This window comes from Glutamicibacter sp. BSL13 (assembly GCF_052928425.1).
The window spans coordinates 1-23,944 of the sequence record NZ_JAVGCZ010000023.1 but is presented as its reverse complement, the minus strand read 5'-3'; the positions used below and the strand labels follow the sequence as shown (position 1 = coordinate 23,944).

At 65.0% G+C, this 23,944-nt stretch carries 25 protein-coding genes; 6 read left to right on the top strand and 19 right to left on the bottom strand.

Features of this window, described 5'->3' with window-relative positions; all coding sequences use genetic code 11:
• Positions 1-29: 29 nt before the first annotated feature.
• The 4 genes from RCJ92_RS06450 to RCJ92_RS06435 all read right to left on the bottom strand — a co-directional run bounded on the left by RCJ92_RS06450 (position 30) and on the right by RCJ92_RS06435 (position 4,300).
• Positions 30-449 (bottom strand): DUF4282 domain-containing protein, encoded by a 420-nt coding sequence (locus RCJ92_RS06450; RefSeq protein ID WP_138173270.1) that lies wholly within the window; start codon positions 447-449, stop codon positions 30-32.
• A 366-nt stretch (positions 450-815) separates the two neighbouring features.
• On the bottom strand, positions 816-1,544 hold the full coding sequence (locus RCJ92_RS06445; RefSeq protein WP_446754077.1) for a copper homeostasis protein CutC: 729 nt from the start codon (positions 1,542-1,544) through the stop codon (positions 816-818).
• A gap of 2 nt (positions 1,545-1,546) precedes the next feature.
• The gene (locus tag RCJ92_RS06440; RefSeq protein WP_446754076.1) at positions 1,547-3,088 is read right to left on the bottom strand and encodes a M81 family metallopeptidase; all 1,542 of its coding nucleotides are present in this window, start codon (positions 3,086-3,088) and stop codon (positions 1,547-1,549) included.
• Between the two features lie 51 nt (positions 3,089-3,139).
• Positions 3,140-4,300 carry an ROK family protein gene (locus tag RCJ92_RS06435; protein WP_446754075.1) on the bottom strand — a complete coding sequence of 387 codons (1,161 nt, stop codon included), beginning with the start codon at positions 4,298-4,300 and terminating at the stop codon, positions 3,140-3,142.
• Between the two features lie 196 nt (positions 4,301-4,496).
• On the opposite strand from RCJ92_RS06435, the gene RCJ92_RS06430 reads away from it, so the two are divergent.
• The 5 genes from RCJ92_RS06430 to RCJ92_RS06410 all read left to right on the top strand — a co-directional run bounded on the left by RCJ92_RS06430 (position 4,497) and on the right by RCJ92_RS06410 (position 11,004).
• Positions 4,497-6,350 carry a peptide ABC transporter substrate-binding protein gene (locus RCJ92_RS06430; protein WP_446754074.1) on the top strand — a complete coding sequence of 618 codons (1,854 nt, stop codon included), beginning with the start codon at positions 4,497-4,499 and terminating at the stop codon, positions 6,348-6,350.
• An 84-nt stretch (positions 6,351-6,434) separates the two neighbouring features.
• Positions 6,435-7,430, top strand: a complete 996-nt coding sequence (locus RCJ92_RS06425) for an ABC transporter permease (protein ID WP_138173280.1) — start codon at positions 6,435-6,437, stop codon at positions 7,428-7,430.
• The gene (locus RCJ92_RS06420) at positions 7,427-8,335 is read left to right on the top strand and encodes an ABC transporter permease (RefSeq protein ID WP_446754073.1); all 909 of its coding nucleotides are present in this window, start codon (positions 7,427-7,429) and stop codon (positions 8,333-8,335) included. Before RCJ92_RS06425 ends, RCJ92_RS06420 begins: the two co-directional genes overlap by 4 nt.
• Complete coding sequence (locus RCJ92_RS06415; RefSeq protein ID WP_446754072.1) at positions 8,332-10,092, top strand: dipeptide ABC transporter ATP-binding protein; 1,761 nt, start codon at positions 8,332-8,334, stop codon at positions 10,090-10,092. Before RCJ92_RS06420 ends, RCJ92_RS06415 begins: the two co-directional genes overlap by 4 nt.
• Entirely contained in the window at positions 10,093-11,004 is a 912-nt protein-coding gene (locus tag RCJ92_RS06410; RefSeq protein ID WP_446754071.1) for an ROK family protein, read from the top strand. It abuts the gene before it with no gap.
• A gap of 81 nt (positions 11,005-11,085) precedes the next feature.
• Here RCJ92_RS06410 and RCJ92_RS06405 read toward each other — a convergent pair whose 3' ends face one another.
• From RCJ92_RS06405 to RCJ92_RS06345, 13 genes are all read right to left on the bottom strand, one after another.
• Positions 11,086-11,874: a VOC family protein gene (locus tag RCJ92_RS06405; RefSeq protein ID WP_446754070.1), complete on the bottom strand. Its 789-nt coding sequence runs from the start codon at positions 11,872-11,874 to the stop codon at positions 11,086-11,088.
• 47 nt (positions 11,875-11,921) lie between these two features.
• On the bottom strand, positions 11,922-12,329 hold the full coding sequence (locus RCJ92_RS06400; RefSeq protein WP_343831192.1) for a VOC family protein: 408 nt from the start codon (positions 12,327-12,329) through the stop codon (positions 11,922-11,924).
• An 18-nt stretch (positions 12,330-12,347) separates the two neighbouring features.
• Positions 12,348-12,782 carry a helix-turn-helix transcriptional regulator gene (locus tag RCJ92_RS06395; RefSeq protein WP_446754069.1) on the bottom strand — a complete coding sequence of 145 codons (435 nt, stop codon included), beginning with the start codon at positions 12,780-12,782 and terminating at the stop codon, positions 12,348-12,350.
• A 51-nt stretch (positions 12,783-12,833) separates the two neighbouring features.
• Positions 12,834-13,151, bottom strand: coding sequence for a hypothetical protein (locus RCJ92_RS06390; protein ID WP_343831188.1), 318 nt, complete (start codon positions 13,149-13,151; stop codon positions 12,834-12,836).
• Positions 13,152-13,350: 199 nt separating this feature from the next.
• The gene (locus RCJ92_RS06385) at positions 13,351-13,689 is read right to left on the bottom strand and encodes a hypothetical protein (protein ID WP_446754068.1); all 339 of its coding nucleotides are present in this window, start codon (positions 13,687-13,689) and stop codon (positions 13,351-13,353) included.
• Between the two features lie 206 nt (positions 13,690-13,895).
• Positions 13,896-14,828: a restriction endonuclease gene (locus RCJ92_RS06380; protein WP_446754067.1), complete on the bottom strand. Its 933-nt coding sequence runs from the start codon at positions 14,826-14,828 to the stop codon at positions 13,896-13,898.
• 226 nt (positions 14,829-15,054) lie between these two features.
• Complete coding sequence (gene rpsO / locus RCJ92_RS06375; RefSeq protein WP_054820746.1) at positions 15,055-15,324, bottom strand: 30S ribosomal protein S15; 270 nt, start codon at positions 15,322-15,324, stop codon at positions 15,055-15,057.
• 108 nt (positions 15,325-15,432) lie between these two features.
• Positions 15,433-16,218, bottom strand: a complete 786-nt coding sequence (locus tag RCJ92_RS06370) for a class I SAM-dependent methyltransferase (protein WP_446754066.1) — start codon at positions 16,216-16,218, stop codon at positions 15,433-15,435.
• Between the two features lie 23 nt (positions 16,219-16,241).
• Positions 16,242-17,192 (bottom strand): bifunctional riboflavin kinase/FAD synthetase, encoded by a 951-nt coding sequence (locus tag RCJ92_RS06365; RefSeq protein ID WP_138173296.1) that lies wholly within the window; start codon positions 17,190-17,192, stop codon positions 16,242-16,244.
• Positions 17,193-17,251: 59 nt separating this feature from the next.
• The gene (locus RCJ92_RS06360; RefSeq protein WP_171021084.1) at positions 17,252-17,725 is read right to left on the bottom strand and encodes a hypothetical protein; all 474 of its coding nucleotides are present in this window, start codon (positions 17,723-17,725) and stop codon (positions 17,252-17,254) included.
• The gene (locus RCJ92_RS06355) at positions 17,722-18,099 is read right to left on the bottom strand and encodes a hypothetical protein (protein ID WP_246049763.1); all 378 of its coding nucleotides are present in this window, start codon (positions 18,097-18,099) and stop codon (positions 17,722-17,724) included. The genes RCJ92_RS06360 and RCJ92_RS06355 overlap by 4 nt, the downstream gene beginning before the upstream one ends.
• 75 nt (positions 18,100-18,174) lie before the next feature.
• Positions 18,175-19,098: a tRNA pseudouridine(55) synthase TruB gene (truB, locus tag RCJ92_RS06350; protein ID WP_446754065.1), complete on the bottom strand. Its 924-nt coding sequence runs from the start codon at positions 19,096-19,098 to the stop codon at positions 18,175-18,177.
• A 22-nt stretch (positions 19,099-19,120) separates the two neighbouring features.
• Positions 19,121-19,651, bottom strand: coding sequence for an N-acetyltransferase family protein (locus tag RCJ92_RS06345; protein WP_446754064.1), 531 nt, complete (start codon positions 19,649-19,651; stop codon positions 19,121-19,123).
• A gap of 379 nt (positions 19,652-20,030) precedes the next feature.
• Between RCJ92_RS06345 and RCJ92_RS06340 the strand changes: the two genes are divergently transcribed.
• Complete coding sequence (locus RCJ92_RS06340; protein ID WP_446754063.1) at positions 20,031-21,134, top strand: ScyD/ScyE family protein; 1,104 nt, start codon at positions 20,031-20,033, stop codon at positions 21,132-21,134.
• Between the two features lie 139 nt (positions 21,135-21,273).
• On the opposite strand, the gene rbfA is transcribed toward RCJ92_RS06340, so the two are convergent.
• A complete protein-coding gene (gene rbfA / locus RCJ92_RS06335; RefSeq protein ID WP_346922275.1) occupies positions 21,274-21,708 on the bottom strand; it encodes a 30S ribosome-binding factor RbfA in 435 nt (144 codons plus the stop codon).
• A 236-nt stretch (positions 21,709-21,944) separates the two neighbouring features.
• Positions 21,945-23,944: translation initiation factor IF-2 (gene infB, locus RCJ92_RS06330; protein ID WP_446754062.1), on the bottom strand; the 2,000-nt coding region annotated here is incomplete at its 5' end.

The window sequence follows — 23,944 nt, the reverse complement described above, 5'->3', positions numbered from 1 at the left end:
CAGTTGCAGTTCCGGCGGAAGGTCCAGACCTACTGCTGGTACGGGTTGGTCGGGGCTGCCGGTCCGCTTCCGGGCTGGGGCGTGTTCGGCATCTGCGGATTGGTCGGAGCCGACGGGCCCGCCGGGGACTGCGGCCCGGCCGGGAACTGCGGATCAGTGCCCGGGGCGTGGCCGCCAGCCAGACGCACCAGTTCCGCGGTGTTCTCCGCGGTGCGAATCGCGGCCAGCAGCGATTCAAGGCTGGCGCGGGCCAGGACCAGGTAGAGCAGGACGAAGAGCGGTCCGAGGATCAACAGCGTGAAGATGCCGAAGCCGGTGCTGGCCTGGAAGCTGCTGAACACGGCCACGAGGTAACCGATACCCAGCATCACCATGATCAGGATGTAGACGATCTTGATGATGGTCGGGGTGACGAAGCGGCGGAAGTCGAGATCGAAAAGCGCCTTCATGTTTCTCTCACTTTCTTGGGGGCTAGTGACACACGAGACGTTACCCGATCTTGTGGACAAAAAGGTAGCAGCATGACGAGGAGTGTTTTTGATACACACAAGTTAGACAGACCTCGTTGCCGCGGCCCTCCTGCACGGTCACGACTCCCCCCCACCAGGATGACTCCTTGGAAAAGCGCAAAACCCGGTATTCACCAGGGAAAGAACATCCCACCGGTGAATACCGGGCTGCACAGCCACGAACCAGGCCGAAAACGTTCACGGCACGCCAGCGCGAAGCGGAACTCGCGCGCTGCCGCTCCTTCGATCAGCAGCGCTGCCCAAGCGCCCAGGCTAGGTCCGCGTGCGCAACATTGGGGCAGGGCTTTATGACGCGTCCAGGGCTACCCGGGCCTGGTGCACCAGCTCAGCGCTGGTGGCATCGATGTGCCCGCTGCCGCCGCCGGGACCGGCAGCTCCCCCGTTGACGCTGTGCCGGGCGGAGAGGTGGACCCCATCCAAATGGCGCAACCTGGGAATGTCGCCAATGCGTACTCCCCCGCCAGCCTGGATCTGCACGCGCCCTTCTGCCAATTGGTGAAGCTGGGTCAACGTGTCCACGCCGTCGATGGAACGCGTCGCTCCCCCGGAGGTCAGGACCCGGGTGGCGCCGAGCTCGACGAGATCCCGGATGATCCGCTGCGGTTCGATGCCGCGCTCCAGTAAGACGTCCACACAGCGGTGCACGGTGATTTCGGCATCCGGGTTCACGCTGCGTGCGGCGGTGGCCAGCTGGCCGAGCACCGGCAGGTCCAAGGCGCTCTCTGCACCGTCCAGCGCTCCGATCACCACGCCCTGCGCGCCAAGCTCCATGCTGCAGACGATGTCCGCGACCATTGCCTCAACCTCGGTGGCATCGTAGACGTATCCGCCGGGCCTGGGACGGATCAGCACGTGAACCGGCAGGCCCACCTCGATGGTGGTGCGCAGGATCCCCACCGAGGGGGTCAGCCCTCCGGTGGACAGTGCCGAGCACAGCTCCACCCGCTCGGCCCCCTCACTGCGGGCGATGCGGGCACCGGCAGCGTCCTGGACCGCGATTTCCAGTACGGGCATGGCTAGGCTCCGTGCGGGCGGGCTGCGAACAGCTGGGCGCCAAGGTCCGGGTCTTCCATGTCCTGGTCGAACGGGAACATGGGACGCTCGATCTTTCGGTGGCCCAGGCGCAGCAGGTCCTGGTCCACGCCGCCGGGGGTCAGTGCGAGCATCCATCCTTCAGCCAGGTCGAACAGTTCCGGTTCCAGGTAGCCGATCTTGACCACGACGAGGTCAAAGTCGGTGGCCTGCAGCCCGGCGGCGGCGAAGTCGGAACGGGTGTGGTAGGGCTTGCGCCGTTCGGTGATGATGGCGTGCACCCCACCGACCCGCACCACGGCGACCCGCCCACTGGTGGCATCCCCGTCGGTGAGGCTGTGCACGACGCCGCTGAGCTCTGCGGGACCGGAATGCACGTGGTCCACCCGCGCCCCGGCCTCCAGGCTGATCTCGGCACCCAGTCCGGCCTCGAAGCACGCGGCCACGGCCGGGGCATCAAAGACCGAGGCGACCACGACGCGCAGGGAATCCTGCCCGGTGAGCCGTTCATCGGCCAGCAGTTCGCGCAGCGTCCAGGTCACGTCTCCGGATCCGCCGGCGGTCGGGTTGTCCCCGGAATCGGAGATCACGTAGGGGCGCGGCGCGTCTTCGGCCAGCGCGGCGGCCAGGCATTCCTCCAGGGAGGCGGCCGGGGCCACGAACTTGAAGTCCGCGCGGGCCTGCCAGTAGCGCTTGGCCAGCTCGGTGGCCTGCTGCCCGATCAGTTCGGCGTCATCACCGGTGACCACCACGGTGGCGTAGCAGCGCGGTTCATCGGCCCAGGCGTAGCCCACCCAGATCGAGGCGTCGGTGACCCCGTCAAGGGCTTCAATGTCCGGGATGGCGGCGTAGATGCCCTTGGCCGGTTCCAGCCGGGTGGAGGTCTTCTCCCCGGGCAGCAGCACCGGGATCCGCACGAACGCCTTGTGCGGTGCGCCGGCACCGGATTGCAGCCGATCCACCAGGTTGCGCAGGGCGCGCTGCTTGGTTTCCTGCTCATCCTCGTGCGGGGCCATGCGGTAGCAGGTGATCAGGTCGCACTGCTCAACCAGATCGGCGGTGACGTTGCCGTGCAGGTCCATGGTGGCCGAAACCAGGCAGCGCGGTGCACCGGCCTTCTGGCTTTCCTCATCCAGGGCGCTGCGCACGGCGCGGGCCAGGTCCGCCTCCGCGTCCTGGCGCCCCAGCACGGTCATGGCGCCATGGATGTCAAAGAAGAAACCATCGAACGGGCCGTGCTCGTGGATCATGGCGATCAGATCGCGCTTGAGCGTCTCATAGACTTCGGGCTCAACCATGCCTCCGGGCAGGGAGCGGGCGTGGACCAGCGGGATGGCGGTGAACGCGGCGTCCAGGGCGGCGTCATAGTTCTCGTGCTCAGGCTGCAGGAAACTGTACCGGCCCATCAGCGCGTCATCGCGGGTGAAGTTGAAGGCCTCGAACCCCGAACGGTGCGGGGAGAAGTTCGAGGCTTCAATCGACATGCCGCCGAAGCCGATTTTCAGTGCTGCAGGGGTTGGGTTCACGAGACGGTTTCCTTTCATGGAGGGTCGTGGCGTCGGAGCGCCGCCCACCGGCTAGGCCGGCGGGTCTGAAAATTCTGCGGGGAGGCTGGGCTGGCTCAGCAACTCGATCAAGGCGATCTCCGCGGCGCCAATCAGCCCGGCGTGCGCCCCGGCCATTGCCGCTTCCACGCGCAGCCCGGAGGTGGCCATGGGCAGACAGCGTTCATAAAGCTGGGAGCGCACCGCAGCCACGTAGACGCTGGCGCTGGACAGGGTGCCGGTGAGGTAGACGTCCCCGGGATTGAAGAAGTTCACCACGGTGCTCAGCGCGAGCCCGAGTTGCCGGCCGGCCTCGCGCACCACTCCATTGGCGGCCGGGTGCCCGTCACGCACCAGCTGGATCACGTCGTGGATGTCATCGACATGGGTGCCCACCGCGGCCAGGTCGCGCACGATGGCCGCGCCGGAGGCAATGGTTTCCAGGCAGCCGCGGTTGCCGCAGGAGCACAACCGGTCCCCGGCGGCCTCAACCTTGGTGTGCGTGATGTCCCCGGCGGCGTAGGAGGATCCGCGGAAGAGCTCGCCGTTGGCCATGATGCCCGAGCCGATGCCGGATCCGGCGATCAGCGTGATCGAGTTGGCGGCGGCGTCATCGCCCCGGGTCAGGTACTCCCCCAGCGCCGCCAGGTTCGCATCGTTGTCCATGTTCACCGGTATGCCCATTTTTTGCCGGGCCATCTCGGCCACCGGCTGGTTGTGCCAACCGGGCATGCGCGAGGGCGAGACGACCACGCCTCGCTCCACATCCACCGGTCCGGGCAGACACAGGCCCACCGCCAGCAGCTGTCCGCCATCCTCGGCCGCCACCTGCCTCAGCGCCGCCCAGAGAGTGTCCAAGGTGGCATCCACCCCCTGGCCGACATCGATCCGCACCTCGCGGATGGACAGGATCTTGCGGGACATGTCCGCCACCCCAACCCGCGCGTGGCGCGAACCCATGGAGATCACCCCAAGGCGTCCGGACTGGTAACGCAAGGTCAGCAGCTTGCCGGGGCGCCCGCCACGGGAGAGCGCGGCACCGCCTTCAACGATGAGCCCGGCCTCGGCCAGTTCATTGACTTTTGCCGAGATCGTGGAGGGAGCCAGTTCAAACTCGCGGGCCAGGGCCGAGCGGGTGACCGGTTCAACAGCGATGCGATGGATGATGTCCGCCGCCAGGTTTCCAGAAGCCATGAACACATCCTCTCATTGGTCGTATACGACGCCTTCTATTACCAAGATTCGCAAAACTTTTTTCGATTCAGGTGCAAGTCTTTGCTCTCGTGACCTATACTACACATAGTTTGATCATAAGTATCAATACTTTGTTCGATGTTGAATAAAGGTTGGCGGCGGATCGTCAGCCACTCACACCGTTAGCGAGGAACTCATGGCTTTCGACCAGAGACGCATGAAAAAGTCCGTCACCGCCGGCCTGGCAGCGCTGGCGCTGCTGCTCACCGGTTGCGGCGGGGCAAACAGCAACACCAACTCCGCCACCGACGGCGACAGCGATGCCGCGGCCAAGACCGTGCCGGCCGGCGTGGACACCAACACCGTGAACTACGCCCTGCCGCCGAACGCCACGCCAAACTGGATCCTGCCGATCGGCGTGGCCGGCAAGATGGCCACCCACAACTCCTCCATCCACCAGGCCCTGTGGTCCCCGATGTTCACCTTCGACGGCTCCAAGGGCGAAATGGCCATGGACACCGAAACCGGAATCGCCGACAAGGTGGAATACTCCGAGGACGGCAAGCAGGTCACCTTCCACATGCGTGACATGCACTGGTCCGACGGAGAACCGATCACCACCCGCGACGTGGAATTCTGGTTCAACCTGATCAAGGCGAACAAGGAACAGTGGGGCGGGTACAAGGAAGGCCGTCTGCCGGACAACATCACCGACGTGGAGTACACCGACGAGAAGACCTTCACGGTCACCTTCGACAAGGTCTACAACCAGGACTGGCTGAACTCCGGCCAGCTGGCTTCCGTGCGCCCGCTGCCGCACCATGCCTGGGCCAAGACCAGCCAGGACGGCAAGGTCGGGGACGCGGACCGCACCGAGAAGGGCGCCAAGGAGATCTTCAAGTTCCTGATGAAGGAATCGGAAAACATCTCGGACTACGTGGACAACCCGCTGTGGAAGGTGGTCTCCGGCCCGTTCACCCTCGGCGGCTTTGACAACTCCGGCAAGGTCACACTGGAGAAGAACGAAAACTACGACGGCAAGGACGCCGCCCAGGTCCAGACCGTGAACCTGCTGCCGTTCACCTCCGCCGACGCCGAAGTGAACCTGCTGCGCTCCAAGGGCATTGACTACGGCTACATTCCCACCTCACTGCTGAACCAGCAGCAGCAGTTCCAGGCGAACAACTACAACATGGACCCCTGGCAAGGGTGGGCCATCACCTACATGCCCTACAACTTCAACAACCCGAAGATGGGCGATGTCTTCAAGCAGCTCTACGTGCGCCAGGCGCTGCAGTCCTCGGTGGACCAGAGCACCATCTCCGAAAAGGTCTGGATGGGCGGGGCCAACCCGGTCTATGGCCCGGTGCCGCAGGACATCGAGTCCCACTACCTTTCGGACACCCAGAAGAACAACCCCTACCCGTACGACATCGAAAAGGCCAAGCAGCTGTTCGCCGACCACGGCTGGAAGGCCGGCAGCGACGGCATCCTGGTCTGCGAGTCGGCCGGCGCCGGGGACTCGGACTGCGGCGAGGGCATCAAGGAAGGCACCAAGATGGAGCTGACCATGATGGTGCAAAACGGTTCGGAGGAGGCGGACAAGCAGTTTGCCGCCATCCAGTCCTCCTTGCGTGAGGCCGGGGTCGCGGTGAGCTTCGACCGCGCGCCGCTGAACTCGGTGCTCAACCGCACCGTGCCGTGTGAAGCCGACTCCTCAGACTGCAACTGGCAGTTCTCCTACTTCGGTGCCGCCGGCTCCTGGTACTTCCCGGCCTACCCGACCGGTGAGCGGATCTTCGCCACCGGCGCCTCGGTGAACTTCGGCAACTACTCCAACCCGAAGGCCGATGAGCTGATGACCAAGGCACTGGAGAGCAACGACCCGCAGATCATGCAGGACTACTCGGCGCTGCTGGCCGAGGACCTGCCGGTGATGTGGCTGCCCAACCCGGTGTACCAGGTCTCGGTGATCCGCGACGGCATGACCGGCACCACCCAGGACCCGACCGGGAACTTCTTCCCGCAGCGCTGGGGCTGGAACAAGTAATACCTGCGGTGTGTCCGTGGCCCGGCGCCGTTGCGCGGGGCCGGGCCACGGGCAGGCACACAACTTTTGAAAGGACTATCGCCGATGACGACTACCGCCGTCCGGGATAATTCGAATATCCGCCTCTTCGGGCTGTTCATGATCAAACGCCTGGTGCAGGCCGCGGTGGTGATCGCCATTGTGTCGGTCATCGTCTTCCTGCTGCTGCAGGCACTGCCCGGGGGCCCGGCCCGCGGCATTCTGGGCCAGGCGGCCACGCCCGCCCAGATCGAGGCCTTCAACCATGAGATGGGCTTCGACCTGCCGCTGATCCAGCAGTACTTCAACTACGTCAGCCAGTGGCTGACCGGGGACCTGGGCCGCTCGTTCGTGATGAACGAGGACGTCTCCTCGCTGATCGCCCAGCGCCTGCCCAAGACCCTGATCCTGGCGATCGCCGCCGTGGGCGGGGCCCTGCTGGTCTCCATCCCGCTGGGGATGGCCCAGGCGCTGCGCCGCAACAAGCCCTTTGACTACATCATCACCGGCATCAACTTCGTGGTCTACTCCACCCCCAGCTTCTTTCTGGGCCTGCTGCTGATCATGTTCTTCGCCCAGCTATTGGGCATCCTTCCGGCCAGTGCCCCGCAGGGCAACACCGTGGGCGAAATCCTGGCCCAGCCCAAGGAAATGGTGCTGCCGGTGCTCACCAGCGGCCTGGCCGGGGTGGCCACCTTCTCCCGCTACATGCGCTCCTCCACCATTGACAACCTGCACGAGGACTACGTGCGTACCGCCCGGGCCAAGGGCACCGCGATGAAGCGGGTCGTGGCCCGCCACGTGCTGCGCAACTCGCTGACCCCGGTGGTGACCATGCTCGGCTACTACCTGCCGGTGATGTTCGGCGGGGCGCTGGTGGTGGAGCAGCTGTTCAACTACCCGGGCATGGGCCTGCTGTTCTGGAATGCGGCACAGACCACCGACTTCCCGGTGCTGCTGGGCTGCATCCTGGTGATCTCCCTGGCCACCGTGATCGGCTCGCTGCTGGCCGATATCACCCAGTTCATCCTCGATCCGCGTTCCCGTGGAGGCGTCAAATGAGTGAGACAACCAAGAACCCGACGACCCCGGGCACCCCGGCGCGCAGCTCCGAGGCGGCGATGAGCCCGGCCAGGCGCGCAGTGCGCCAGTTCTTCTCCAACAAGCTCGCGGTGCTGGGCACCGCCATCCTGGTGGCCCTGGTGCTCTTCAGCTTCCTGGGACCACTGTTGTACCCCACCGAACAGGTCTCCACGAACCTGATGGCCTCCAACCTCACCCCCGGGGAGCAAGGGCACGTGCTGGGCACCGACGGGCTGGGCTATGACGTGCTCGGCCGGCTGATGGTCGCCGGACAGACCTCCATCCTGGTGGGCCTTGCCGCCGGCGTGCTGGCCACCGTGATCGGCACCCTGTGGGGTTCAATCGCCGGCTACGCCGGGGGCTGGGTGGACGCGGTGATGATGCGCATCGTGGATGCGGGCATCGCGGTGCCCGGCATCTTCCTGCTGCTGGTGATCTCCGCGATCGTGCGCCCCAGTGAGTCCATGATGGTGCTGATCATCGGCCTGGTCTCCTGGCTGGTGCCCGCGCGCCTGACCCGTGCCGAGGCCCTGAGCCTGAAGACCCGGGACTACGTGCTGGCGGTGAAGGCCACCGGCGGCAGCAACACCCGCGCCGTGGTGCGCCACATCATCCCGAACACCATCGGCACCGTCGTGGTCAACGCGACCTTCCAGGTGGCCGACGCGATCCTGCTGATCGCCTACATCTCCTTCCTGGGCATGGGCCTGCAGCCACCGGCCACCGACTGGGGCGCGATGCTCAGCGAAGGCATCTCCTCGGTCTACTCCGGGGCCTGGTGGCTGATCTTCCCGGCGGGCATCGCCATTGTTCTTGTAGTTTGCGCGTTCAACTTCATCGGTGATGGGTTGCGCGACATGTTTGATGTGCGAGGTCAGCAGTGAACCAGAACCCTACCCCCGAATCCACCCGGCGGGCGCGCCGCGCGGCCGAGCCGGCCGAGGTGGCGCTGCAGGTGTCGGACCTGGAAGTGGACTTCGTGACCAAGAACCGCACCGTCAACGCGGTGCGCGGGGTCAGCTTCGAGGTCAACCGCGGCGAGGTGCTGGCGGTGGTCGGTGAATCCGGCTCCGGCAAGACCATCACCTCACTGGCGGCGCTGGGCCTGCTGCCCAGCACCGCCCGCACCCGCGGTTCCCTGCAGGTCGCCGGGCACCAGGTGCTCGGCAGCCCGGACTCGATGATGGACACGTTGCGCGGCAACGTGGTCTCCATGGTCTTCCAGGAGCCGATGACCGCCCTGAACCCGTCCATGAAAATCGGTGCGCAGATCGCCGAGGCGATCCTGAACCACACCGAGGCCAGCAAGGCCCAGGCCCACGAGCGGGCGGTGAGCCTGCTGGAGAAGGTCGGCATCCCCGACCCGGCCAGCAAGGCCCGCAACTATCCACACCAGCTCTCCGGCGGCCAGCGCCAACGCGTGGTCATCGCCATCGCCCTGGCCTGCAACCCGGCGGTGATCATCGCCGACGAGCCGACCACGGCACTGGATGTGACGGTGCAGGCCGAGATCCTGGAGCTGTTGCGCCAGCTGGTGCGCGAAACCAACACCGCCCTGGTGCTGATCACCCACAACATGGGGGTCGTGGCCGACCTGGCCGACCGGGTGGTGGTGATGAAGTCCGGGCTCGTGGTGGAAAGCGGACCGGCGTTCGAGGTGCTGCGCACCCCCACCGATCCCTACACCCAGGCGCTGCTGGCCGCGGTGCCCAAGCTGCCGCAGATGCAGCTTGAGCAGCGGGAAGTCAGCGCCCCAACCGTGCCCGACGCCCAGGAGGCACCACGCCGTGCGGCCGGGGAGGAAATCCTGGTGATGGGCGAGGTCTGCGTGGACTTCACCTCCGGCACCCGCAAGATCCGGGCGGTGGACCACGCCGAGCTGGTGATCCACCAGAACCAGATCGTCGGGCTGGTGGGCGAGTCCGGTTCGGGCAAGTCCACGCTGGGCCGGGTCCCGCTCGGGCTGGTGCCGTTGAGCTCCGGCAGGGTGGAACTGTTCGGCCAGGACATCTCCGGCCTGTCGCACCGGGCGCTGCGCCGGCTGCGCTCCCGGCTGGGCATCATCTTCCAGGACCCGGGCGGCTCCCTGGACCCGCGCATGACGCTGGGCGATTCGATTGCCGAGCCGATGATCATGCACCGCAAGGAGCTGGCCGATCCCGGCCGCGGCTTCCGCGAGCGCCGGGTCGCCGAACTGATTGACGCGGTCCGCCTGCCCAAGGACACGGCGCTGCGCTACCCGCATGAGCTCTCCGGTGGGCAGCGCCAGCGCATCGGCCTGGCCCGGGCGCTGGCCCTGGCCCCGAAGCTGCTGATCGCCGACGAGCCGACCAGCGCCCTGGATGTCTCGGTGCAGGACGAGGTGCTCACCCTGCTGCTGGAGCTGCAGCAGGAGCACGGATTCGGCTGCCTGTTCATCAGCCACGACCTGGCGGTGGTGCATTCGGTGTGCGACTCGGTCAGCGTGATGCGCCAGGGCCAGGTCCTGGAGTCCGGTCCGGCGGCCCGGGTGCTCACCGACCCGCAGCAGGACTACACCCGGCAGCTGCTGGCCTCGGTCCCCTCCCCGGATCCAGAAGCCCAGGCGCTGCGCCGCCAGGCCCGCCGGGAACTGCTCGCACTTGGAAGTGAAGGGAAATAGTTGAAGGCACGACTAGGAATAGACATCGGCGGCACCGGGATCTTGGCGGTGATGCTGGATCCGGCCGGCCAGGTGCTGGCCAAGTGTGCCACCCCCTCCCCGGCCTCCGAGGGCGGGGACGCCATGGTGCAGGCCGTGCGCCGGGTCAGTGTCGAGGCAATCGCCCAGTCCGGGGCCACCCCGATCAGTGCCGGGGTCGGTGCCGCCGGGGTGATTGACGCGCACGGCGTGGTCAGGGTGGCCAGCGACTCGTTTAGCGGCTGGCAGGGCTACCATCTGGGGGCCAACCTGCAGCGGGCGCTGTCCATGCCGGTGAGTATCGGCAACGACGTGGCCGCGTTCGTGCTGGCCGAACAGTTCTACGGGGCCGGGTACGGTCACCCCAACTTCTTCGGCATCACGCTGGGCACCGGGGTCGGCGGCGGGCTGGTGCTCGGCGGGCGGTTGTTCACCGGGGAGCACGGCGCGGCCGCGGAAATCGGGCACATCCCCGGCTTCGGCGAGCGCCTGTGCACCTGTGGCCGGCTCGGCCACCTGGAGACCCTGGCCTCGGGCCGCTCGGTGGCGGCACGCTACTACGAGATGACCGGTTCTCCGCTGACCGCCCAGCAGGTGGCCCAAGCCGCCCGGCAGGGCGATGGCGCGGCGCAACAAATTTTCCAGGAGGCCGGCGAGGGCCTGGCCCAGGCGGCCCTGGTGGTTTCCGGGCTGCTGGATCTGTCCGCCTTCGTGATCGGTGGCGGGCTGGCGCGTTCCTGGGATCTGCTGGAACCGGTTATCGGCGCCACACTCGAGGAGATCCCGCCCATTTCCGGGCATCCGGTGAAGATCCTGCCCAGCGAGCTGGGCAGTGAGGCGGTCGCCATCGGCGCGGCCCTGTTCCCGGCGCAGGCCGAGAGCGTGGCCGCCTAGCAAGCGGCAGCATGTCAGTGGCGGCGACTCCTCCCTCATCGGGACGCAGTCGCCGCCACTTTTGTGTTCCGGCGGGTTTGCCTACACCGGGCTGGTGAGCTTCCAGCCGTACCCGGCCGGGTCGCTAAAGCCGGCATGCCATTGGCCGTCCTGCTGGTGCGGTTCCAGAACGTTCCCGGCTCCTGCGGCTCGTGCCGTGTCCAGCAGTGCCTGCAGTGCCTCCCGGGACGTCGCATGATGGCAGAGGGTCAGGGCACCGTCATGGCCCTTGCCCTCGTCGTTGGCCCCGACGTCCTTGGCCAGCCCCTTGCGCGGCAGCAGCCCCAGCCGGAAACCGCCCTCGGTGAGCTGGAAGTCAATGAACTTGTCCCCGTAATCGTGGCGGGTAAGCATTCCCAGCTGCTGGTAGAAGGTGGCGGTCTGCTGGGGCTGCTCACCCCCCAGCAGGACCAGCAGCTCATTCGGCTTGGGCGAGGCCTGCCCGGTGGCGGAGTTCTTCTTGGTGGCCGCGGAGACTTTCCAGATCGCTCCCTGCGGGGCGTGGAAGGAGGCGGAGTAGTCCCCGAAGAACTGTTTCTTGGCCGGTTTGATCATCCGTGCCCCCTGCTGGTGCGCCGCGCCCAGCAGCTGGTCCACATCAGTGGGCTGCTGGAGAATGGCACCGAGGACATACCCGTCAAAGGCCGGGCTTGCCGGAGGTATTCCCTCCCCCGGGACAATGTGCAGCTGACCCTTGCCGTGGATATTCAGCGGTGTATCGGCGGCATCCGTGGCGTTGGCGTCATTGAGCGCGAAGGCTTGGCGGTAAAAGGAGTGGCTGGCGACAGGGTCGGAGGATCTGAGCCGAACCATATCCAGGCGAAGCGGCATTTTGGTTCCTTGTCGAAGTTCGGCGGCTTTCGGTGACGCTGGGGCACCTATGCCTGGTTGATGCGGATGAGGTTGCCTGCCGGATCACGGAAGGCGCAGTCCCGCACCCCGTAGTCCTGATCCATGGGTTCCTGGACCACGTCGGCGCCCGCGGCCTCGAGCCGTGCGAACAGCCCATCAAGGTCATCGCTGGAAAGGGTCAGCGCCGTATAGGCGCCCTTGGCGATCAGCTGCAGGATGGTGGCGCGTTCTTCCTCGTTGATACCCGGGTCCACTGCCGGCGGATGCAGCACGATGGAGGTTTCCGGCTGGCCCACCGGACCAACCGTAATCCAGCGCATGTCCTGGTATCCGACATCCTTGCGGACCTCGAATCCCAGGGCATCGCGGTAGAACCCAAGGGCGGCTTCGCCGTCGGTGTGCGGCAGGAATGCGTAATTGATTTTGATGTCCATGCCTAAAAGCTACCAGCGCTATTTCGCGGCGGCTTCTTGATTCCTGACCGGTCTGGTGACCTGCCGTGACTGGCAGGGAGGGATCCCCGGGCTGCTGGGCGAATGCTCATGCCGGTACACGCTGGGCGCAACTCCCACCAGCTCGGTGAAGCGGGTGCTAAATGTCCCCAATGAGGAAAAGCCCGCCATGAAGCAGGCGTCGGTGACGCTGACATCTCCGCGGCGCAGCAGGGTCATCGCACGTTCGATTCGCCGAGTCATCAAATACGAGTATGGGGACTCGCCATAGATGCGCCGGAACTCCCGGCTCAGGTGGCCGCTGGAGATATGCGCGTCGCGGGCCAACGCCTCAAGGTTCAGTGGCTGGGCGTACTCCCGGTCGATCCGGTCGCGTATCCGGCGGATCAGCACGATGTTTTGGAGTTTGTGCCCTTCGGCTTTCGAGGCGCCCATGCCGCTATTCTTTCACGTCCTGTTGAGGGGGTTTCGGTGACAAGGCAGCGTCTAGAGCGTGAGGCGCTGAATGATGACCGGAAGCATCATCAGGAAGGAAATCAGCGATATCGCCGCAACCGCGTACCCGATAAAAAGTGCGGAGCGGGCCAGCAGCGCTCCCCTGCCCGGGGTGGTCTTCAGCTGGTGCAGGGCCACGTGGCCTGCACCGACGGCGAAGATCGCCACGGTTGCCAGGTCGAAGAACCATAGGGCGAAAACGCTTAGAAGTGCGATGACGAATGCAAAAACAGAAATCTTGTTCAACGGCTGCGACCGGATGGATTCGGTGGTTTGTACTGCGCTCATCGCATTGACCTCCACAGTCATCGTCAACTTTGAGCGTACCCCACACAGGAGCAGCGCCGGATCGCCGTACGCAACATAAGGTAGGAAACAGTACCCCGCCGCAGTCCAAGAAACCGGGCAGGAATTTCAAAGTCGAAGGCTCATTCCGGTTTTGCATCGCCCTATGCGCAGGGGCCGGCCGGTTTGCGCGCTTCGAGCCGTCTGCTGACGGTTGCCGGGTCTATGCGGTGGCGGTCGCCTGAGGCCTTCCCATTGTCAGGCCTAGAGCAATCCACGCGAGAACCGGAACAGCGGCGATGACAGCGGTGGCGCCAAAGGGAAGTATCGAGTTCGAGGTCAGAACAAACGCGGTGCCCATGACGGAGAAAGTACTGGCCATAATCCCCAGGACAGGGACGACAAGTTGAGCATCCCGCCCGGATTCCGACGTGGCCGCAATCCCCACGGCCAGCATCGCCGTCGCTGCTAACAGGGGGACGATGGTCAGTCCGTTCGCCCCGGTAAAGATCGAACCGGTCGCCAAGCAGGCCGCAACGAAGACCTTGAGACGAGAAGACATTCCGAACATTGCAGTTTCCGGCATGGATTCAACCCTTCGTTGCTGGCTGGAGCCTGCCGTGCAGGAAAACCACGCTCCAGCCGTGGAAGTACGTGCCAACCACGATAACCAGCTTGGCTCGCTTTAGCGAACGCTGAGCGTCGGCCCGATGCTTTCCTCTGCTGTCCTCGCGGCCGGGTGGAAGTTAGCTCTGTGCCTCAGCCCTGCTAGTCGAAGAAATCCTCGTCCACTTCAACGACGTCGTATGTCTGCTTTACTTGAACACCGACCCGGTACTTAATCATCAAGGAAACCAGTCTCTTCCCGTCTATCAGGATGACCCGCGACTGGATCCCGGATGCGTAGTCACGAGCGTGCTGGGTAAATGTGCTGGTGGTGATGAAGACTCCGCGGCTCGCGCCAAATCCGTGCAGTGCACCGATGAATGCCTGGATTGTTTCGCGCCCGACGCTGTTGCCTTCCTTGTACCGCTTTGCCTGGACGTAGATTCGTTCCAGGCCCAAGGCGTCCTGGTCAATGACGCCATCGACTCCCCCGTCACCGGTACCGCCTATACGTCGCCCACGCTGCTCTGCCCCTCCATAGCCCATGGCCAGCAACAGCTTGACGACGGCCTCTTCAAAGAAATCGGGGTGGCTGTCGCGTAAGCGCGTCAGCAGGTGTTCCCCCACATCTTTGGTGATTCTGTTGATCCCGAATTCGATCTGTTCGATGGGATCATCCACTACCTGTACCAGGACGGCTTCATCCTTGGGCAGCGCCGTTTTCTTTCCCTGGGGCCAAAATGGTTCGAAGATCTTGTTAGCTTCCGAGAGTGAGTCCAATCCATTGGGATGCTCTGCTGCCCATCTGCGGCCGGCTTCGGTAATCCGGTAGTTGCCACGCGTTGGCCGTTCTATCCATCCGGCCTTGGTCAGGTGGCTGAAGGCCCAGCCCAGTCGCTGTTCGGCACGTAAACCACCGGAGTTGAGGGTCTCTTCTCGGGCAGATTTTGAGAGGCCAGCTGCTTCAATGGATCGGTGAATCAGATCCCGGCGGTGCACGATACTTCCATCTTCGAGTACCGTCAGCACAGGCAAAATGAACTTGGGCCAGACCGGCACCTCGGATTGTCCTTGTTCTGGGACTGGTTCGCTCATTGCTTGTCCTTGGGATCCGCAGGGGTGAGGTTCTACATTCTGGTCATATCACAGGTGGGATCACAAGAAGGCGCAGCTAACAACATACATTCCACAACACAGTTGCCTCTACCGTACTTTGCAAAGTCATCAAGGATACAGAAATCCCCGACACCGCAATGAGCTCATCCGACTTTCGTCGACTTGCCCACGGCAGCGCCGGGGATTTCAAATTTGCGAGGGGGTACTACTTACGCAGACCCAGACGCTCGATCAGCGAGCGGTAGCGCTCAATGTTGGTGTTCTTCAGGTAGCCGAGCATACGACGACGACGACCGACCAGAGCCATCAGACCACGGCGGGTGTGGTGATCGTGCTTGTGCTGCTTCAGGTGCTCGGTCAGGTCCGAGATCCGGCGCGACATCACAGCGATCTGCACCTCGGGCGAACCGGTGTCGCCTTCGTGGGTGGCGTAAGCCTTGATGATTTCCTGCTTGACTGCGGCATCCAGTGCCATACAAACTCCTAGAGTTGGACCGCGCTTACAAGGTAGTGCTCCGGGTTTTGACTCCCAGTGCGAAGCCTACGCAACCGCGGACTGCAGCGTAGGCCAGCGTTAATGCTATCACCGACCCCGGCGTTTTCGCGCCCTCCAGGCATGGGTGAGATATGGCACGTCGACCCGTTCGGCGGCGTCATGGCCAAGGTGCTCGCACCAGTACCAACGCAAGTTGGACTCAACTTTGTTTCTGGTTGCTTCGTTCGCGCGGCGGTAGTAGCTGCGCGAACGGGTCAGTTCAATGACCTCCTGAAGCGTTAGTGCCATGGACCAGTGCCAGATCCCTGATTCAGGGGCCGCGAACTGGGGTCCGAAGGGCGGAATGAGTTCCGGTCGGTGAACGTCCCCGGCATGCATGATCCGGGTCAGCCGGTGCACCCGGGGCACCGAGACATCCAGCTGGTTCCACAGCAACACCAGCCTGCCCTCTTCGCGAAGCAACCGGGCCGCCTCGGCGCTGGCCTGCTCGGGATCAACCCAGTGCCAGGCTTGGGCGTAGCTGACCACGTCCACGCTGGACTCGGCAAGCCCGGTCTGCTCCCCCGGCGCGAGGACGGTATGCGCACAGGGCAAACGGGAAACGAGAACATCGAGCATGTCCTGGGAAGGATCAACGGCCCACACCTCGACACCCCGCGAGGCCAGCTGTTCGGTAAAGATCCCCGAGCCGCACCCGATGTCGGCCACCTGTTTGACCGGCCCCTCCAGGGTGAAGTCCAGTGCGGCCTGCGGGTACGGGGGTCGGATCCGGTCATAGCTCTTGGCGCCATGCTGGTAGGCGGCGGCCATCGCGGCCCGCTTCTGCTCCGGCAGGATGAAGGCGCGCTGCGGCAGCGAGGGAATCTCAGCCATGATCCGTCAAAGCCCGTGCCCGGCTACGCCTGCTGGGAGAGCACCGAGCGGGCCTGCTCGACGTCTTCGTTCATCTGCTCGATCAGGGCCTCGATGCCGCGGTAGGCGACCATCGGGCGCAGGTGCTTGACGAATTCCACCACGATTTGCTGGCCGTAGAGGTCAAAGTCCCCGAAGTCCTCGGAAGGCCGGTCAATGACGTGGGCCTCGACCACACGCGAAACGCCGTCGAAGGTCGGGTTGGAGCCCACGGAAATCGCGGCCGGCCAACGCATGTCGGCCTCATCCACGAGCCATCCGGCATAGACGCCGTCGGCCGGGATGATGCCGCTGGCGTCGCTGGAAAGATTGGCGGTCGGGAAACCCAGTTCACGTCCGCGCTTGGCGCCGTGAACCACCTCCCCGCGCATCCGATGGGGACGGCCCAGGATCTCGGCGGCGCCCTCAACGTTGCCCGCGGAAAGTTCCTCACGCACCCAGGTGGATGACAGGCGGCGCTTGTCCCCCACATCCTGCACGCCGATGACGTCGAAACCGTACTTTTCGCCCAGCTCGCACATGTACGCGAAGTCCCCGGCATTGTCCTTGCCGAAGCGCACGTCGTGGCCCACCACCACGGCAACGGCACCGAGCTTGTCCACGAACACCTCACGCACAAAGTCCTCGGCGGAGTTCTGCGCGAACTGCAGGGTGTAGTGGATCATCAGGACCGCATCCAACCCCACGGCATCCAGGGTGTCGATGCGGTCGGCCAGGCCCATGATCAGTTCGGGCGCCGATTCGGGGCGGTGCACCAGGGCCGGATGCGGGTCGAAGGTGATCGCGACCGACTTGGCGTCCCGCTGCTTGGCCTGCTGGACCACGCGGTCCAGCACCTGGCAGTGCCCGAGGTGAACCCCGTCAAAGTTGCCAATGGTCACCACCGTGGGACCGACAGCTGCCGGAACCGCTTCAAGACCCTTCCAATAGTGCACGTTGCTCCTTAGGTGTGGTGGAGGGCAGCAAACCTGCCCAAGCAATTCTTACATGTCTGTTAGGCGCGGCGCTCATCGCGGTTGCGGTACAGCCACCACAGACCCACGAACGGCAGAACCAGCGGGACGTAGCCGTATCCCTTGCCGAAGAAGCTCCACACCGAATCGTGGCCGAAAAGCTCGGGGTGGGTGAAGGACAGGATGCCCACCACCAGCACGCCCACCAGTTCGAAGGACACCGCGTAGAGGGCGGTGAACCAGGCCTTCGGCTTGGAGGAGGCCAGGGTCACGGTGGCCAGGATGTACACCAGCCCGGAAATCAGTGACAGGGTGTAGGCCACCGGTGCCTCGGAGAAGTCCCGGAAGAACATTTGGTACAGCGCCCGGATCGTTGCCGAGAGTGCCAGCACGCCGTACACCGCGATGATGATTCGACCCAGGCCCGTGGATCGTGCCGGCTTGGGCGCGCGCTGCTCGCCCTTGCGTGCCGCTGCGGCGTCGACGATGCGCGAGTTGCGCGCCTTTTCACTCATACCAATGCTCCTGCATCCCAAATCTGTTCCATGCGGAACAACATGACGAAAACTATTAGCCCGTTGGCGGTCAGTACCGCGTTGGCCCAGCGGCTCTTGTCGCTGACGGCCCAGAAGAAGGCAATCGGCGGAATCAGCAGGGCGGTGATCAGATAGCCCCAGAATTCCCAGACTTCCCCGGTGATCGGCTGTCCGCCCAGCTGGCGGATCGCGGCGGAGATACCATAAACAACCAGGAAGACTTCGGTCAGTGCCGTGGCGATCAACGCGTAGTCATCCGGGTAGGTGCGGATGATGGTGGCGACCAGTCCCAGCAGCACGGCCAGGCCACAAATGATGGCGCCGGCAATAAAGAAGCCGTCAACGATGATCACAGGCCTGTGCCCTTTCGATACTTGTGCAGGTGTCGTGCTTTTCTCCACCGGTGTTCCCCCACCGGCCGCACACCGCTATTTGGCGGTGAAGACCAGCTGGGTGCGCGCCTTGGCTCCCTGGTCCTTGAGCAACGCCACGAGGGTGCCGTTCGGGGCGAAGGCCGCCACGATCTCGTCCTTCGTAACGTCCATGACGCTGCTGGAGGCGGCGATCGTGCGGCCGAAGGACAACTCCACGGCCTCATCCACGCTCACGGTCCGGTTCGGGAAGAGTGCTGCGGCCGCCTCGTCCAGGGGCAGCATCTCGAATTCCTCTGCCAGTTCGGCCAGCCGCTTGGTCTGGGAAATCTTGTAGGGGCCGACCTCGGTGCGGCGCAGGGCAGTGAGGTGTCCCCCAACGTTCAGGGCCTCCCCCACGTCGCGGGCCAGGGCGCGGATGTAGGTGCCGGAGGAGCAGGATACGATCACGTCCACATCGATGATCTTCCCGCCGTGTTCGCGGCGCACCTGGAGGATGTCGAAGCGGCTGATCGTGACGGGACGGGCCTTCAGCTCCACCTGCTGGCCTTCGCGCACGCGAGCGTAGGAACGCTTGCCGTCCACCTTGATGGCGGAAACCTGGCTAGGCACCTGTTCGATGTCCCCGCGCAGCTTGGACACCTCGCGTTCAATGTCTTCCTCCGTGACCGCCGCGGCGATGCGCTCGGAGAGGATCTCGCCTTCGGCGTCATCGGTGACGGTGGACTGCCCCAGACGAATTGTCGCCGTGTAGGTCTTGTCGTGGCCCACGATGTAGGTCAGCAGACGAGTCGCCTTGTTCACGCCGACCACCAGGACTCCGGTGGCCATGGGATCCAGGGTGCCGGCGTGGCCTACTTTTCGGGTGCCGGCCAGCCGCCTCACACGGGCGACGACATCATGGGAGGTCATTGCTTGGTCCTTGTCGACCAGCACCAGACCTGATGCTTGCGTTTCCTGGGGCTGTCCGGCTTTACTCACGCCCTCCAGTATAGGCGTGGTATCAACTATTTAGCCTGTCCTTATCATCAAGGGTGAGCGGTGACACAGAGTTGGCCAACCGGTGCAGCGCAAAAAGCAGGAGCTTGGACCTGCCGTCATCTGCCGATACTGAATGGAGGCTTCCGGCGGCAAACAACAGCTGAAAACCAAAACTCTCATGCAGCTTGATGGAGGCCGTGTTGTTCTCGTTCGTGAAGTAGTAGACAACGTCGGCGCGAGGGGCGATCCAGGCAAGGCGTGCCGCTGTCAGCGCCCGGCCCACCCCGTGTCTGCGCCACCGCGGGTCGATGGAAATCCCGCCCTGGTAATGCCCTGCCGGCGCGGCACGGTCCGGCTCAGCATGCCAATGGGTCTTGGCAACGCCAATGACAGTATCGTCCTGCATGGCCACGAGACTGACCCGGGATGCGGTCTTCCGCAGTGCTTCGCGGCCCCAGCCGACCTGTCCGCTGCGTTGGCACAACCTCGCCACCCCCGCCTCGGCTTCGGGCCGCGCGCGGCGGATCCGGTACCCTGCAGATGGCTCGCTCAAGGTGTCCAGCCTAGGCTCCAACCGTCTGCTGGTGAGGACAGCAGTCCATCCGCTACCCGCTTTCGGCCCATGAAGTACGTGCTTTTCACGGTTGCCATTGACCGGCGCACACAGCAGTTCATAAAGTCGTGGCTACTCGTGACGGCACATGTCGCCACCGTTGAGCACGGTGTAGCTGGGGCACCGCGCGCATCCCGTTTCCACGGTGTCACTCGCAAACGTTCCCCATCGCTCACTGCCTTCAGTTCTTGCTACGAAACGCTCCCTCTCCTCCGCGATCAGCCTGCCACCTTTTCCAGCGATGCCCGGGAACCATGCGGACCAACTGCAGCTGCTGCGGTCCTTTTTGGAGCGCGGCACCCTTTGACGAGGAATCATCATGAAGCTTCGACACATAGCGGCCGGGGCCGCCGCGTCCGCATTGGCGGTCACGCTCAGCCTTGCCCCCGCCCAGGCCCATCAGCAAGACCACCACCGGCCGCCCACCGGGATCAGCAACGTCAAGACCGTCGCCACCAATCTCGTCGGCCCACTGCGGATCGCTTTTGGAGACCGTGGCTCGATTCTTGTTGCGGAGTCCATGTCCGGGCAGCTGACCTCCATCAGCGCCCACGGCAAGAAGCGGACCCTGGTCAACGCTCCGGGCCGGGAAATCGCCGGGGTCTCCTACGCCCGGCACACCGCCTACTATTTCGACAATCCGGTCGGCAGTGACCAGGCACCGCCAAGCCCCAAGGACCCGGCGTTGCTCAAGTCCATTGACCACCGGGGCAAGGTGCGCACCATCGCGGACCTGGCGGCCTTCGAGCGCAAGCACGACCCGGACGGCAAGACCGTGTACGGGGTACGCAAGGTCTCCAAGGCCTGCCTGGCCCAGGCACCGGCGCTGCGTTCCAAGGGCGAGGTCTACTCCCACCCCTACTCCAGCGCGCCGGTGCGCAGCGGCGTGTACGTTGGGGACGCCGGGGCCAACGCGATCCTGCACGTGGACCGCCGCGGCAAGACCCGGCTGGTCAAGGCCCTGCCGGCCGAGCCCATCAAGATCACCGAAACCGTGCGCCAGCTGGCCTCGGAGTCCGGAATCCAGATCCCGGACTGCATGCTGGGCCTGACCTACTGGGCCCAGCCGGTACCCACCGACATCACGGTGAAGGGCAACTGGATGTACTACACGGTGCTTCCCGGCGCCCCGGGTGAGTCCCTGGCCACCGGCAAGGTCTACAAGATGAACCTGCACACCAAGAAGACCTACACGGTGGCCAGCGGCCTGAACGCACCGACCGGTGTGGCCGTGGATCACCGTGGCGCGGTGTACGTCTCCGAACTGTTCGGCGGCGGGGTGGCCAAGGTGGTGCGGGGCAAGGCTGTGACCGTGCTGCCGGCGGCAATGTCCGCGGACGTGGAGGTCTCCGGGCACCAGCTGATCGCCAGCACCGATGCACTGGGCACGGAGGGGAAGGTGCTGCGCGCCCGGGTGCGGTAACCACTGCCCCTGCCGCAACCGGGAACAGCGGTTCGGCCACAACAAGGGATCCCCAGGGCGGCAGGCTCGCATTGAGCCTGCCACCCTGGGGATCCTTGTGGCATCCGCCGCGGCGGATGAGCGGTTTGACGGCCGAGGACTACTCCTCGTCCTCCTCCGGCTCCTTCTTGTACGGGTCCTCGCCGCCGGCGAAGGTCTTGCCTTCACGCAGCGCGGCCAGTTCGGCGTCCTTCTCGCGGGCCTTGGCCAGCAGCTCCTCCAGGTGCGAGGCGCTTTCCGGGATCTCATCGGGCACGAACTCGACGGTCGGGGTCAACCGGATGGTCAGGTTCCGGCCCAATTCCTTGCGCAGCGCACCGGTCTTCTGCACCAACAGCTCCGCGACCTCGGCCTTCAGTTCGGCCTCCCCGAGCACCGTGTAGTACACGGTGGCGTGCTGCAGGTCGTTGGTGACCCGGGCGTCGGTGACGGTCACGTTGTCGATCCGCTCGTCCTTGATGACATTGCGCAGCGACTGCGCCATGAGCACCTTCACGCGCTGGGCCAGGCGGGCGGCACGGGCTGAGTCAGCCATCTTCTTACTCCTTCACGGTTCAAGCCCCAGCAGCGGTCCCAGGTTGCCCTGGCAGCCCTGCTGCGGCTTCAAGCTTCAGTTTCCCAAGCGGTGGTTCCCCCAGCTTAGGACCGGGCGGCCTGGTTTTGCCAAGCACCACGGCCCGAGTTGGCTGCGGATTCCCAGCCTGAAAGGCGCGTGGGCGCACACCGGAACGCTGCTCCGGTGCGCGCCCACGCAGATTGCCTGACGCGGTCTTAGTCGCGCGGCTTCTCTCGCATCTCGAAGGTCTCGATGAGGTCGCCTTCCTTGATGTCGTTGAACGAGCCCAGGCCGATACCGCACTCGAAGCCCTCGCGGACCTCGGTGACATCGTCCTTCTCGCGACGCAGCGAATCGATCGACAGGTTCTCGGCGATGACGTTGCCATCACGCACCAGGCGCGCCTTGCTGTTGCGCTTGATGGTGCCCGAACGGATGATCGAACCGGCGATGTTGCCAAACTTCGAGGAGCGGAACACCTGGCGGACTTCCGCCGTGCCCAGTGCGACCTCTTCGTAGATCGGCTTGAGCATGCCCTTCAGGGCGGACTCGATGTCGTCGATCGCGGCGTAGATGACCGAGTAGAAGCGCATGTCCACGCCTTCTTTGTCGGCCATCTCGGTGACGCGCTCGGCCGGGCGGACGTTGAAGCCGATGATGATCGCGTTGTCCACGGTCGCCAGGTTCACGTCGTTCTGGGTGATGGCACCCACGCCACGGTGGATGACGCGCAGCTGCACCTCGTCGCCCACGTCGATCTTCATCAGCGAGTCTTCCAGGGCCTCCACGGCACCGGAGACGTCGCCCTTGAGGATCAGGTTCAGGGTGTCGATCTTGCCCTCGGCCACGGCCTGGTCGAAGTCCTCCAGGGTGATGCGCTTGCGACGCTTGGCCAGCTGGGCGTTGCGCTCGGCAGCCTCACGCTTGTCCGCGATCTGGCGGGCGGTGCGCTCATCCTCGGTGACCAGGAAGCTGTCGCCGGCGCGCGGGACGCTGGACAGGCCCAGCACCTGGACCGGACGCGACGGCAGGGCCACGTCCAGGTTCTCCCCGTTCTCGTTGAACATGGCACGCACACGTCCGTGCGCGGTGCCGGCCACGATGGTGTCGCCCACGCACAGGGTGCCGGACTGCACCAGGACGGTGGCCACGGCGCCGCGACCCTTGTCCAGGTTCGCTTCGATGGCCACACCGCGGGCGGACTTGTCCGGGTTCGCCTGCAGTTCCAGGCTGGCGTCGGCGGTGAGCAGCAGGGCGTCCAGCAGGTCGTCGATGCCCAGCTTCTGCAGCGCCGAGACCTTCACGAACATGGTCTCGCCGCCGTATTCCTCGGGCACCAGGCCGTACTCGGTGAGCTGGCCCATGACCTTGTCCGGGTTCGCCTCGGGCTTGTCAACCTTGTTGACCGCCACGATGATCGGCACCCCGGCCGACTGGGCGTGGTTCAGCGCCTCCACGGTCTGCGGCATGACGCCGTCGTCCGCGGCCACCACCAGCACGGCCAGGTCGGTGACCTTGGCACCACGGGCACGCATAGCGGTGAACGCCTCGTGGCCCGGGGTGTCGATGAAGGTCATCGGACGTTCGCGGCCCTCGTGCTCGTGCACGATCTGGTACGCACCGATGTGCTGGGTGATGCCGCCGTGCTCGCCCTCGATCACGTTGGACTTGCGGATGGCATCGAGCAGACGGGTCTTACCGTGGTCGACGTGGCCCATGATGGTCACCACCGGGGCACGCTCTTCGAGCATGTCCTCGGTTTCGGCTTCCAGCTCGGCATCCAGGTCCAGCCCGAAGCCTTCGAGCAGTTCGCGGTCCTCGTCCTCAGGGGAGACCACCAGCACCTTGTAGCCCAGCTCCTCGCCGAGCACCTCGAAGGTGGCCTCATCCAGCGACTGGGTTGCGGTGGCCATTTCGCCCAGGTGGAACAGCACGGTGACCAGGGCTGCCGGGTTCGCGCCGATCTTGTCGGCGAAATCGGTGATGGTCGCACCGCGGCGCAGCCGGATCTCGGTCGAACCGTTGCCGCGCGGCACATTCACGCCGCCCAGCGACGGTGCGCTCATCTGCTCCAGTTCCTGGCGCTTGGCGCGCTTGGACTTGCGCTGCTTGCCGCGTCCGCCGCCACCGCGGCCGAACGCGCCGCCTACGCCGCCGCGGCCACGCGGGGCACCGGGACGGAAACCGCCGCCACCGCTGCCGCCACCGGGACGAC

Coding starts and splice junctions, on each gene's coding strand:
- RCJ92_RS06450 (WP_138173270.1), bottom strand. CDS start 449: ATGAAGGCGCTTTTCGATCTCGACTTCCGCCGCTTCGTCACCCCGACC.
- RCJ92_RS06445 (WP_446754077.1), bottom strand. CDS start 1,544: ATGCCCGTACTGGAAATCGCGGTCCAGGACGCTGCCGGTGCCCGCATC.
- RCJ92_RS06435 (WP_446754075.1), bottom strand. CDS start 4,300: ATGGCTTCTGGAAACCTGGCGGCGGACATCATCCATCGCATCGCTGTT.
- RCJ92_RS06430 (WP_446754074.1), top strand. CDS start 4,497: ATGGCTTTCGACCAGAGACGCATGAAAAAGTCCGTCACCGCCGGCCTG.
- RCJ92_RS06425 (WP_138173280.1), top strand. CDS start 6,435: ATGACGACTACCGCCGTCCGGGATAATTCGAATATCCGCCTCTTCGGG.
- RCJ92_RS06420 (WP_446754073.1), top strand. CDS start 7,427: ATGAGTGAGACAACCAAGAACCCGACGACCCCGGGCACCCCGGCGCGC.
- RCJ92_RS06405 (WP_446754070.1), bottom strand. CDS start 11,874: ATGCCGCTTCGCCTGGATATGGTTCGGCTCAGATCCTCCGACCCTGTC.
- RCJ92_RS06400 (WP_343831192.1), bottom strand. CDS start 12,329: ATGGACATCAAAATCAATTACGCATTCCTGCCGCACACCGACGGCGAA.
- RCJ92_RS06395 (WP_446754069.1), bottom strand. CDS start 12,782: ATGGGCGCCTCGAAAGCCGAAGGGCACAAACTCCAAAACATCGTGCTG.
- RCJ92_RS06390 (WP_343831188.1), bottom strand. CDS start 13,151: ATGACTGTGGAGGTCAATGCGATGAGCGCAGTACAAACCACCGAATCC.
- RCJ92_RS06385 (WP_446754068.1), bottom strand. CDS start 13,689: ATGTCTTCTCGTCTCAAGGTCTTCGTTGCGGCCTGCTTGGCGACCGGT.
- RCJ92_RS06380 (WP_446754067.1), bottom strand. CDS start 14,828: ATGAGCGAACCAGTCCCAGAACAAGGACAATCCGAGGTGCCGGTCTGG.
- rpsO (WP_054820746.1), bottom strand. CDS start 15,324: ATGGCACTGGATGCCGCAGTCAAGCAGGAAATCATCAAGGCTTACGCC.
- RCJ92_RS06370 (WP_446754066.1), bottom strand. CDS start 16,218: ATGGCTGAGATTCCCTCGCTGCCGCAGCGCGCCTTCATCCTGCCGGAG.
- RCJ92_RS06360 (WP_171021084.1), bottom strand. CDS start 17,725: ATGAGTGAAAAGGCGCGCAACTCGCGCATCGTCGACGCCGCAGCGGCA.
- RCJ92_RS06340 (WP_446754063.1), top strand. CDS start 20,031: ATGAAGCTTCGACACATAGCGGCCGGGGCCGCCGCGTCCGCATTGGCG.
- rbfA (WP_346922275.1), bottom strand. CDS start 21,708: ATGGCTGACTCAGCCCGTGCCGCCCGCCTGGCCCAGCGCGTGAAGGTG.